A 12,245-nucleotide genomic window follows, 5' to 3' on the forward strand; every position below is an offset into this window, starting at 1 on the left:
CTGTTATGATGTAAATAATAATCGCTCTTCTTCACGGCTATGCAATTCATTGATTACCATCAGACCATAGAACTTCTGCATGATCTCAGGAGTTATGACAGAGTCTTCCTCACGCAGAGTGTCAATATCCTGTACTGCCAGACGCATTAAATCATGGTCGCGGGTCAGCTGAATAATATCTTTTTCAAGTTCTGGATTTTCACTTAAGATTTCTTTGTAAAGTCCTTCTTCTTCGGCATCTGCGTGACTGATGACTCTCGTCTTCCAATAATCAAGTAATTCATCACAGGCTCTGCCGGCCATCTGCTGATCACCCTGCTGTAAATATTCTACTAAATCTTCTGTTTTCATAACAGCTCCGGAAAGGCCCCCTTCATGAATTGCCCGATGGGAATGAAGCTGTCTTAAAGCCGGTCCTGACATATCGACCACTCCTTCTTCTTTTTCTTAAGCATAACAGAATTACAGAAGCAGTGAAAGTTTTGTCATATGAAAAAACGCCCTGCAAAGAGAACCTTTGCAAGACGCAGAATTAGACTTTCGCAATGCGGATCCGGCTTACCATCAACCATGCAAGTACTGACAATAAAATCACAAAATACGGTGCCGCGATGTACGGTGCAGCAAAATAGCCGAGTGTCAGCAATACTCCGGCGGCAGTGATCGGCAGACCATAGAAAGAGCCATCAAACTCCTCAACATTATAACGGGCCAAACGGACAGCACCCGCCAGAATGTAGAAAATAACTGCCGATAAACCGATCCACAGCGTTTGTGAAAGTGCGACATCATAAATCAATATGGCCGGTGCCACACCGAATGAAACTAAATCACTGAGTGAATCCAGTTCTTTGCCGAAAGCAGATTCCGTATGATAATGTCTAGCCACCATTCCATCGAACCGATCAAACAAAGCAGCCAAGAATATGAATGTCAGACTCATATGGCCGTGACCTTTCATAACAAGTATAATAGCTATAATTCCCAAACTTAAATTAAAAAGTGTTATGATATTAGCCAGTTGGTACTTTATTTTAGTATAATCGAAATATCTGGATGAAAACATATTATCCCTCCTTATTTAACTAACCTATTATAGTCCTTTTTTGAAAGGTTGAAAAGATGAAAAAACAAATTTTTAAATCCTTTGTCGAATTGACGTCACATCCGGTCAGTTCTGCCATGTTAAAACAGTTCACAACTTCCCGGATAAGCAAGCCGCTGATCAGGCCTTTTGCTTCTTTCTATGATATTCAACTTCATGAAGCAGAATATCCAGTGTATTCATATAAAAGTTTAAATGATTTTTTCACTCGCTCTTTACAGCCTGGCAGCAGAACAGCAGATTCCGATCCTGCTGCTGTTGTGTCGCCTGTTGACGGCGTTTTAAGCTGTGCAGGACCTGTCAGTGAACAGCAGAAGTTTATTGTAAAAGAACAGGCATACAGTCTGACAGAACTTTTTGGCGATTCCGCATCAGCCCAGCCTTATGAAAATGGCTACTACTATCTGTTCTATTTATCACCGAGACATTACCATCACTTTCATTACCCGGTTTCAGGACGTCTGCTGAAACGCTATGCACTTGGTACGGCATCTTATCCTGTCAATGATTTAGGGATTAAATACAAAGAGGAACTCTTCTCGTCGAATTACCGCATCATTTCAGAAATCGACAGCTCATTTGGACGTGTGGCAGTTGTCAAAGTAGGTGCATTGAACGTTAATAGTATACGCATTTTAGATTCTTCCAAAGACTGTGTCAAAGGTGAAGATTTCGGTCATTTTGCATTTGGCTCTACTGTTATTTTATTCTTCGAAAACAAAAAAGCTCTGCTTCCTGTAAATCTGCCTTTTACAGAAGTGCGAACAGGTGATAAAATTGGAGAGTGGCAATTCTAAGCAGATGAGGTTTTTCGATGGAACATATACAAGAGTATTTAGCGCATTATGGATATTTTTCGATATTTATCTTTTTAGCGCTCGGTATTTTCGGTTTGCCGATGCCTGACGAATTCCTTGTGACTTTCGCCGGTTACTTAGCATCCGCCGGTACTTTTCATTTTATTTTTGCAATTTTATTTACTATTTGCGGCGTCATGGTCGGCACATTGTTCACTTATATGCTCGGCAGGAAATTAGGCAAGCCGCTGATTCAGCGATTCGGCCGCTATCTGTTTCTTTCCCCCCATCGTATGCAAAAAGTGGAGCGTTGGTTTATGGCATATGGTTCATGGACGGTGACTATCGGATATTTCCTTCCGGGCATGAGGCATTTCGTTTGCTATGTGTCAGGAATGAGCGGTATGAGTGTGCAGCGCTATATGCTGTTCGCCATCCCTGGAATAATAATTTCAACAACCATTCTTGTTCTTCTCGGCTACTTCATTCAGCTGCCGTTTTTAAAAATATAAAAAAGTGTCATCAAGATATTCGCTTGATGACACTTTTTCTTGTTTTCACCTACCACTCCATCTCTTTTCCAATCAGATGAACCGCATCTTCCACACGAAGCGGTTTACTGATGAAATAACCTTGAATGCGCTGTGCTCCGAAAGACTTCAGTAACTGCAGCTGTTCAAGTGTTTCAACGCCTTCCAGTACAGTCGTCTGATTGAGTGCTTTCGCAATATGGATGATTCCTTTCAATATCGCCTCCGAACCCGGTTCTCTGCGCTCCACGTCATCAATGAATGCTTTATCTACTTTCAAATACTGGAACGGCAGCGTTGTTAAGGATGAGAGGGATGAATATCCTGTGCCAAAATCGTCTACTGCCGTCTTAATGCCTATTTCATTCAACGTCTGTAAAATACGGACCACTGAACCAACATCATCCACAATAACCGATTCCGTCACTTCAAAAATTAGAATCGATGGATCTACACCTGTTTCTTCCAGCATTTCATACACATCGTCTAAAAATCCTGCGTGATGCAACTGTTTGACTGATACATTGACATTAATCGTAAACCGTTCATAACCAGCATTTCGCCATTCAATTGCCTGCAGTGCTGCCGTTCGCATAATCCAGCGCCCCGTTTCGATTATGGCATCATCTTCTTCCAGAAGTGGTATGAAATGAAAAGGGCCTATTTCACCAAGTTCAGCAGAATTCCAGCGAATCAATGACTCAAAACCGACAATGCGCTTTTCATCAATACTATAAATCGGCTGATATACCATGTAGAGTTCATTAAGTTCAAGAGCTTTGCTTAGACAGCGAGCCATTTTCCGAAGTTCTTTATTGCGGACGTCCATTGCTTCATCGTATAAGAGAAATTGATTGCCGCCCGCTTTGCTTGCTTCCTGACAAGCATAGACCCCATTTCCCAATGTCTCTTCATTTGCATTTTGACTGATCATTACACCACCGACACTGACCGAAACATGGACTTTTGAATCGTCGGGTGCGACAATTTTGTGCCGAAGCAGCTGCACCAGTTCTTCCCCGATTACCATAGTCCCCTCTTGACAAGCACTCTCGATAACAAATAAAAATTGCTCAGAATCGATTCGGTACAAACGGCCTCTCCGCTCATACTCATCCAGTAATCCACTTGTTTTCTGCAACAGCTGATCAGCTGTCTGATATCCCACTTGTTTCATTAAGTCAGAAAAGCGGTCCAGCCGAATGAAATAAACTGCAAGATTCTGCTTTGCCCATTCGGCATTTTTTCTGTTGATATCCTCTCTGAGCTTTAATCGGTTTGGCAATCCAGTCAATAAGTCTTTTCTTAAAGCCACATCTGCTTGTTTTTCCACATAAGAAATATAATAGTAAATGATTATTCCGACTGACACGATTAAGGATACCAGCAAGAACATTCTTATAAAGGCAGCTGATAGTTCATCCAGTTTTGGGTTGTCCAAAGAGTCGGCTATCACCGTCCAACCTGAAACGGTCTGACCATACTTGAGAAGATGTCCTGAATCATTCATATGAATGGTCCCGTACTTTTCTCTTTCAATCTGTTCCAGTTGGTCTTTATATGAAAACGCAGTATGCCTGTTTATAGGATAAGAGTAAACCACCTCACTGTCCTTGACAAAATACACCGCACCAGGCAAATTAAAACTGTTCGTAATATCTCTGATGATATCTTCAATATTAATTAGCCCTGATAATACGCCAATGACCTCTCCTGATTCATTTTCTGCCGGAACCACTATGGACGACACTTTAATTTCCGGATCTTGTGCTAAAGGAAATACCTCACTGATAAGAATTTCTCCTTGCAGCGCACGTTTGAAAGACTCTTTTTTTGTTACTTCCAATTTTGAACCGTCGGCCGCGATAATATTTCCGTCCGGTGTGATAAAGCCAAGCGCAGAAAAGTAATCCATAATTTCATGCTGTCTTATTAAAAACTTTGCAATTTCTTCTTTATCTTCTGCTATGTATGGTATGTAATCTGCCATCAGTTCAACATCGCCAATTCTTCTCGTTGTAAAAGTATCTACTTCCGAAATGAAACTGTTTAGGATATCAATCGTTTCTTCTTCTATCTGGATTTTTAATGCCTTTTTCGTCGAAAGATAATCTGAGATTGTCAGAACCAGCAATCCTACGATCACAAGAGGCAAAATCATCTTCAGCCAGCTATTTTTCGTCATTTTCATTTGTTGCTCTCCAATCAGCATGATGAAACTTCTATAACCACAGTAAGCTATGAATAGGGCTTTGTCACGAAAATTCTGTGCAATTTACCGGAAAGTGGATATGTTTCCAACCTATAATGAAAACTAGCAAATTGTAATAGAAGTTTTCCAGTGAATGGATTTAGTATGTGAGGTTTCGTTGCTCGACTTTGCAGGAGGTTTGAACGAAGTGTGAGTTTGCAGTTTGAACCCGCTTCGGCGCTGGGGGATTGCCTTACGCCATGAGCCTACTGGCGAAGAACGTGCCAGCAGTCTCATAGCAACGGCCGACCCCGCAGTTGCACCTTCGCTGGTGTTAATGAAAGTATGTCATACTGCTCTTTTGCAGGACGTGAATTTAGTTAGCACGGTTTCGTTGCTCGACTTCGTAGGAAGATTGAATGAAGTGTGAGTTTGCAGTTTGGACCCGCTTCGGCGCTGGGGGATTGCCTTACGCTATGAGCCTACTGGCGAAAGGCGTGCCAGCAGTCTCACAGCCACGGCCGCCCCCGCAGTTGCGCCTTCGCTGGTATGTAGAAAGAATATCATATTGATTTTTAGCAAAGTGCGTAACGTATTGATCAAAAGAATCCAAGCCTTAGCAGAATAATAAGTAAAGCATGAAATGCCTCACCTATCGTAATCATCTCAAATAGTATGCTCATACTGCAACTCACAAAAAAATCTCGAAAAACAAGCCAGTGTACTTTCGTTCCAGAAGGCTCGGGGAGGAGCAGCCCGATAGGATGAGACAACTTAGGGGAGCGAAGCGAAAGTAGCGTGTAGAAGAGACTCGGTATTGCCTTAATTTCTGCAAAGAACACAGAAATACGGCAAAGCGAACCCTTCGCTGTTCGCTTGGCTCACCGAGGGCCCTCTCGAAAGCGTCCTCCTGGAACGCAGGGGAACGATCTCTCTCCACTTACCCTATAATCGCAAACGCCTGTTTAGAATATCATGTTAATCCTTCATCCAATGCATATAACTGACGGTATCGTTCATTAGAAGCAAGCAGCTCCAGGTGTGTACCGTCCATGACCAGCTTCCCGTCATCCATAAATAGGATCCTGTCCATCTTCTCCATCCCCATCAAATGATGCGTGATCCAGACGACAGTTTTATCTTGAAGGGATTGATGAAGAGTATTCACTAATGAATATTCCGTGACAGGGTCCAGTCCGACAGTCGGCTCATCCAAAATGACTACTGGTGTGTTCTTTAATAAAATACGACCAAGTGCGATACGCTGGCGCTCTCCTCCTGAAAAACGCTGTCCCGTCTCTTCCATCTGTGTTTTTATACCGGCAGGGAGTGATTGGATCATGTCAAACAAGCCTACTTGTTTTGCAACTTCCTGCACTTCTCCTTCAGTTGCTGATGAATTTCCCAGCTTCAAATTATTTTCAACCGTTGTCGCAAAAAGATACGGTTTTTGATTGAGCACACTCATCGCTTCAAAAATGTCATCGCCATATTTGGCAGCTGGAAGTTCATTAATTAAAACGGTTCCTTCTGTCGGCTCAATTGTACCCAGAAGCAGCTGAATGAGAGTAGATTTTCCGGCACCGCTTTTACCTAGTACAGCTACTTTTTCCCCTGGACGAATCGTCAATGTGACATCATGCACAGCATCTTCCGAACGCCCTTCATATCGATAACTCGCATTGGTGAGTGTTATGGTGACATCAGCCACATCGACCGCTTTGATTGCCTGCTGCTCATTCATTGGACCCTGCTCGTGAATACGGTGGATTCGTTCCAGGGAAGCTTCATACGCCGGCATGCGTTCAATGGCGTGAGAGATTGGAATTATTCCTTCTAGAATAGGCAGTGTCACTAACGTAAATGCCGCAATGTAAGTTGGCATCAGAGAACCATCCGCCGCTTGCTGACCTGCCCAGAGGCCGACTACTAAAACGAGAAGCCCTGAGAATATTTGCAACTGTGCCGTTCGCGACTGCTGCCAGTATGCCAGTTTTTTATCTATCTCATGACTTGCATGACTCTCTTCGTGAAATGCAGATAAAAATTGTTCTTTCCGCCCGCTGATCATCCAGTCACGCAGTCCGAATATTCCTTCCGTCATCGTATTGTATAGACGGCTGTGCAGTTTCTTCGACTGCCGCTGATTCTTTTTCATTAAATAGAGTGAAGCCATCGGATAGACAAATGCAACGACTGCCAGACAAAGCGCCATGATGATCGCAAACTTCCAATCATAAACAGCCAGTACGATCACCGAAAAACTGAATAAGAACAAGCCGATAACAGTCGGGAATAATGTCCGGATATAGACATCCTGTAGATGTTCAATATCATCTGCCAGCGTACCGAGTAAATCTCCTGTTTGAAAGCGAGAACGAATGAACAGTGCCTGCGGTTCCAACACGTGATACAGCTGCACACGCATGTCCGCAATGATTTTCAATACTGCATTGTGGCCAAGCAGCCGTTCCACATACCGAAGCACAGCACGTGAAATCCCGAATGTGCGTACAGCGACAACAGGAATGTACACGAGCAAGATATTCTCCGGCCTCTCTGATGTCCTTGAAATCAAATAACCGGATACAAAAGTTAACATAGCGGCAGATAAAATGGTCAATGTTCCTAAAATGACAGTAGACCACAGCGTTTTCCGATACTTTCTGGCATACGGAAAGATATGACGCTTATAAAGATTCATACGGCATGCCCCTTTCCGCGTGCTTCCAGTAATCTGCAATACGCCCCGTTAGTCTGCAGTAATTGATCATGCGAACCCATCTCTACGACTTTTCCATTTTCCAGTACAATAATCCTGTCCATCTCCCGCATCCAATGAATCCGGTGAGTTGCGAATACGACGAGCTTGTTTTCGAGCAGTGGAAGAAGCAGTTGTTTCAGCTCATGCTCTGTTTCAATATCCAAGTGAGCAGTAGGTTCATCAAACAATAAAATTTGACGTCGCTGCAATAGTGACCTGGCAACAGCAATCCGCTGTTCTTCTCCACCACTCAGCACACGTCCTCCCGCTCCGATCTTTTCTTCATAACCGTTTGGAAATGCAGCGATCAACTGATCCAACCCCACCCGTTTTGCCGCTTCCTGTACTTCTGTCAGTGAAGCATCAGGTTCATAAAATCGAATATTATTTATTACCGTGTCAGGAAAAATTGTCGGGTGCTGCGGTATATAAGCGACTTGATCCTGCCATTCCTCCAGTGCTAAATGAGGGAGCGGTCCTTCATCTACTACAAAACGGCCGTCAGTCGGTACCGTAAAGCCTGACAATACATCGATCAATGTAGACTTGCCAGCTCCAGAATGGCCGATTACCCCTATTTTCGTATGACCTTGCAGGATCAGATTCAAACCTTCCAGTACGGTCTGCCCTTCTATCTGGACTTTTATATCCCTAAGTTCCAAATTGGAGTTTTCATCCCACTTTTTCATAGGTGTGACGGCTTTCGGCTTCATGATTTCAGGTTCATCCAAGATAGCATGGATTTGTTCGCTGGCGTCTTTCCCGTCTGCTGTGGCATGAAAATCATTACCCAGTTCCCGTACCGGCATGAAATATTCCGGCGCCAAAATCAGAATCGCAAGCGAAGGTTCCAGCAGCATTTGACCATTTATCAAACGCAAACCAAGCTCAACCGCTACGACGGCTACTGACAGACTTGCAAAGAAATCAAGTGAAAATGAAGATAAAAACGCAAAGCGCAATGAACGGTTTGTCGCAATTCGATATTTGTCACTTACCGCAGCTATCGACCGTTCATGCGCACGGCTCCGTCCTAAATATTTCAGAGTAACAATTCCCCGCAATGAGTCGACGAAGTGACGTGATAACAATCGGTACGTATCCATTTGCTCGTCAATTTTTTTCTTGGAAACCATTCCGATCAAAATAAGAAAGATAATTAGAATCGGCAGTACAAGTAACAGGGTAATAGCGGACATTTTATCCTGCGTAAACACATACGCCAAAATGACGACCGGCACGATAGCCATGGACATAGAACGCGGTAGCAAAAGTTCCAGGTATTTACGAAATTTCGGCACGCCTTCCAAGCCAAGAGTCACTAAATTCCCCGAACCGTATTTCCCCACTGCCTGCGGGCCTAAATCAAATATTTTCCGAAGCAGCAGCTGCTCGTATTCTTTCGCTGTGCGGTCAGCAAATTTATAAGAGATCCGTTCTTTTGCCCACTGAATAAAGTGACGGCTACTATTAGCGACGGCAAATATCACAAAAGACTGAAGCGCAGCACTTCCGTCGGCACCTTGGAACAGTTGTGTAATTGCCCGCGCTAAATAGATCGCTTGAAAAATAATGGCGATTGACTGAACTGCTGTCAGCAGCCCAATCAACGCCATCGCTTGTTTACTTCCTTTGTAGTGAAGCAAGTTTTTATCCATTAGTATTCTAGATGCTCCTTATCACCTGTCAATCGTTTACGGAACACGTAATAACTCCAAATTGTATACGCCAAAACGATCGGCACCATAGTAAATGCGACAACGGTCATGATTTTCAATGAGTATTCTCCGGACGCCGCCTCAGCAATCGACATATTAAACGCCGGATCCATCGTGCTGATCATTACATTCGGGAATAATACGATGAAGAAGCTAGCCATGACAATTATTAAGATTAACCCTGTCATCATGAAGCTCAAGCCTTCCCGCTTCGTCTTCAGGAAGAAGAACAGCAAACCGTACAGTAGAATTGCTGCGGCATACATCGGAATGATGATTGCTCCGCGGTCTGTAAAGGCATTTGTATCAAAGTATGTGAAAATCATAAACAGCAGAATGAAAACGCCGGTCAACGCATACACTTTAAGCGCTGCTGCATTTGCACGCTCACGCAGGCTGCTTACTGTTTTCAGACTAATAAACAGCAATCCATGCAGATATGACAATACAACGAATGTAATTCCTCCAATGACAGTGTAGACATTGACGAAGTCTGTGAATGTCGCATACATATTCATCTCGCCGTCAATCGGCAGTCCTTGTATCAAGCTGGTGAAAAATACACCGAACAGAAACGGCGGCAGAATACTTCCGATAAAAATTGCCCAGTCCCAGGTTTTCACCCATGCTTCCGAGTCGCCTTTTCCACGGAATTCAAAAGCTACACCTCTGATAATCAGAGCGAGCAGCAAAATGACGAATGGCATGTAGAAACCGCTGAAGACGGTTGCGTACCAGTGAGGAAATGCAGCAAACATAGCCCCTCCCGCTGTGATGAGCCAAACTTCATTGGCATCCCAGACTGGGCCGATGGTGTTCATAATTACTCGTTTCTCTAAATCGTCTTTCGCTAAAAACTTCGTACTCATTCCGACCCCAAAGTCGAAACCTTCCAAAAAGATGAACCCAATAAACAGGACTGCTATCAATATGAACCAAATATCACTTAACGGCATGTCCGGCACCTCCTGTTTCAAACGGGTCATTTGCGGAGACATCAGCCTGCGGTCTTTCTTCAGGTCCAAGCTGGATGAACTTTATAAACAAAATGACCATAATGATTCCGAGAATTGTGTAAATAGTTGAGAACGAGATGAGCGAGAACAGAATCTGGCCCGCTGATACGTTAGGTGAAATCCCGTCAGTTGTTTTCATTAAGCCATTCACCACCCATGGCTGACGACCCATTTCAGACATAATCCAGCCGAATGAGTTGCCAATGAACGGCAGGAATATGGCGGGAACCAGCAGACGCAGGAACCAGACGGATTCTGTGATTTTTTTGCGGTACATGAGCAGCAGACCGAATGCGCCGAGCCCTAATAGAATACCGCCTGTAAATACCATGATTCTGAAGCTCCAAAAAGTTGTTTTAACAGGCGGAATATAGTCGCCCTCTCCATAGATGACTTCCATATTCTTTTGCAGTTTGTTCATACCTTCTACTTTCCCCGTGAACTCACTGTATGTCAGATAACTGAGCATATAAGGAATGTCTATGCGTCCGGTAGTTTCTCGGTTTTCTACATCAATATTCGCGAAAAGCGTCCAGGCGGCCGGATCACCGCTATCCTCCCATAACGCTTCTGCAGCGGCCATTTTCATTGGCTGTGCATGCATTAAGTATTGGGCCTGGGAGTGACCGGAGAATGCGATTCCGAGTCCCGATATCATGCCGACAACCAGTGCAATCGACAAGGACTTTTTGAAAAAATCTGTTTGTCTTTTCTTAATTAAATACCATGCACTTACACCCGCAACGAAAAATGCACCTGTCGCAAAACTTCCGAAAACGGTATGCGGAAATGCGACCCATAACTTTTCATTGGACAGTAATGCAAAAATATCATTCATTTCCGCGCGTCCGTTCTGCAATACATAACCTACCGGATTTTGCATGAATGAGTTGGCGGCAAGAATCCAGAATGCTGACATAACGGTACCGATAGAAACCAGCCAAATACAGGCTAAATGAAGTTTCTTCGGCAGTTTATTCCATCCGAAGATCCATATGCCGATAAATGTGGATTCCAGGAAAAATGCGAGTAAAGCTTCCACTGCTAACGGAGCGCCAAATATATCTCCGACGAATCTTGAATAAGCCGACCAGTTCATCCCAAATTGGAATTCCTGTATGATTCCGGTCACCACGCCGATTGCGAAGTTGATGAGGAAAAACACACTCCAGAACTTCGTCATTTTCAAATAGATTTCTTCTTTTTTCACTACATACATGGTTTGCATGATCGCAATGATCAGTGCCAGGCCGATAGACAACGGCACGAAAATGAAATGGAATAATGTTGTGGAGGCAAATTGGATTCTGGCTAATAAGACTTCTTCCATTTTTCACGGGCTCCTTTCGAACTTGTTTCTATTACCTAGCGTAACGCAGTTCGAAATTTAGTTCGTGAACAATGTGCGGAGTTCCTGTTACAAAGCTGCAAACTTATGTCAGAAATGTACGTAAGTTATGGCGGCTTTGTAACAAGGGCATATTTACCGCTGAAACATGAGGGATAGAGGATAAAATTGGCGGTTAGATGTAAATGAGGCTGAATTCTTACAAGTCTTCGAGCAGTTCCATTACTTCTTCATAATCTGGATGCCCTTTATGCAAATATATAATGAAGGATTCTTTTCGTTTGGCGGCAATCCGTTCATTCTTCGTTTCATCAGTTATATGAAGATAACCTGTTTCATCTACTTCAGATAGACGCTCATCTGAATCAGCAAATTTATATACGTGCAGCGGCATCAGCTTTTCCCCATTTATTTGAAGGGTCATTCCGCTTTCTGCCCCAAAAAGTTCAGGATCAGCTTCCAGAGGTTCGCTAACTGTAAAACCTTCATTTGTTAATCGACTATGTAAATCTTCGAAAAATCCTTCATCAGACAGTGCAGGAATCTTTACTGCTTCTTCTGCGGGTTTATCCAATTCGGGCTTATCTTCTATCTCTTTCTTTTCTTCACTGCAAGCACTTAACAACAATCCTGCAATGACTGTAAACATCAAAAACATTTTACTCGCTGATTTCATTGATCAACATTCCTTTCAGACAAACTATTTCTCTCGTTATTATACATCAATCTTTCATTCTTCGTTGCACAATTCATTATTCTAGACAAATAGCCGGCAA

Annotated in this window: 10 protein-coding genes; 2 read left to right on the forward strand and 8 right to left on the reverse strand. The window is 43.3% G+C overall.

Annotated features, from left to right (window positions below; all coding sequences use genetic code 11):
• Nucleotides 1-3 precede the first annotated feature (3 nt).
• Together NCCP2331_RS12765 and pssA are read right to left on the reverse strand one after the other, a co-directional pair.
• The gene (locus NCCP2331_RS12765; protein ID WP_251671137.1) at nt 4-423 is read right to left on the reverse strand and encodes a hemerythrin domain-containing protein; all 420 of its coding nucleotides are present in this window, start codon (nt 421-423) and stop codon (nt 4-6) included.
• Between the two features lie 109 nt (nt 424-532).
• Nucleotides 533-1,066 (reverse strand): CDP-diacylglycerol--serine O-phosphatidyltransferase, encoded by a 534-nt coding sequence (gene pssA, locus NCCP2331_RS12770; protein WP_153721432.1) that lies wholly within the window; start codon nt 1,064-1,066, stop codon nt 533-535.
• Between the two features lie 56 nt (nt 1,067-1,122).
• Between pssA and asd the strand changes: the two genes are divergently transcribed.
• Nucleotides 1,123-1,902: an archaetidylserine decarboxylase gene (asd, locus tag NCCP2331_RS12775; protein ID WP_251671138.1), complete on the forward strand. Its 780-nt coding sequence runs from the start codon at nt 1,123-1,125 to the stop codon at nt 1,900-1,902.
• Nucleotides 1,903-1,919: 17 nt separating this feature from the next.
• A complete protein-coding gene (locus NCCP2331_RS12780) occupies nt 1,920-2,414 on the forward strand; it encodes a DedA family protein (RefSeq protein WP_251671140.1) in 495 nt (164 codons plus the stop codon).
• A 49-nt stretch (nt 2,415-2,463) separates the two neighbouring features.
• Here NCCP2331_RS12780 and NCCP2331_RS12785 read toward each other — a convergent pair whose 3' ends face one another.
• From NCCP2331_RS12785 to NCCP2331_RS12810, 6 genes are all read right to left on the reverse strand, one after another.
• The gene (locus tag NCCP2331_RS12785; RefSeq protein WP_251671142.1) at nt 2,464-4,623 is read right to left on the reverse strand and encodes a bifunctional diguanylate cyclase/phosphodiesterase; all 2,160 of its coding nucleotides are present in this window, start codon (nt 4,621-4,623) and stop codon (nt 2,464-2,466) included.
• 973 nt (nt 4,624-5,596) lie between these two features.
• Entirely contained in the window at nt 5,597-7,327 is a 1,731-nt protein-coding gene (gene cydC, locus NCCP2331_RS12790) for a thiol reductant ABC exporter subunit CydC (RefSeq protein ID WP_251671144.1), read from the reverse strand.
• Nucleotides 7,324-9,045 (reverse strand): thiol reductant ABC exporter subunit CydD, encoded by a 1,722-nt coding sequence (gene cydD, locus NCCP2331_RS12795; protein WP_251671146.1) that lies wholly within the window; start codon nt 9,043-9,045, stop codon nt 7,324-7,326. The genes cydC and cydD overlap by 4 nt, the downstream gene beginning before the upstream one ends.
• The gene (gene cydB / locus NCCP2331_RS12800) at nt 9,045-10,061 is read right to left on the reverse strand and encodes a cytochrome d ubiquinol oxidase subunit II (protein WP_251671148.1); all 1,017 of its coding nucleotides are present in this window, start codon (nt 10,059-10,061) and stop codon (nt 9,045-9,047) included. Before cydB ends, cydD begins: the two co-directional genes overlap by 1 nt.
• Nucleotides 10,048-11,451 (reverse strand): cytochrome ubiquinol oxidase subunit I, encoded by a 1,404-nt coding sequence (locus tag NCCP2331_RS12805; protein ID WP_251671150.1) that lies wholly within the window; start codon nt 11,449-11,451, stop codon nt 10,048-10,050. Before NCCP2331_RS12805 ends, cydB begins: the two co-directional genes overlap by 14 nt.
• Before the next feature lie 217 nt (nt 11,452-11,668).
• Nucleotides 11,669-12,145, reverse strand: coding sequence for a hypothetical protein (locus NCCP2331_RS12810; RefSeq protein ID WP_251671153.1), 477 nt, complete (start codon nt 12,143-12,145; stop codon nt 11,669-11,671).
• Nucleotides 12,146-12,245 lie beyond the last annotated feature (100 nt).

It is taken from the genome of Sporosarcina sp. NCCP-2331 (assembly GCF_023707945.1).
GTDB classification, from domain to species: domain Bacteria; phylum Bacillota; class Bacilli; order Bacillales_A; family Planococcaceae; genus Sporosarcina; species Sporosarcina cascadiensis.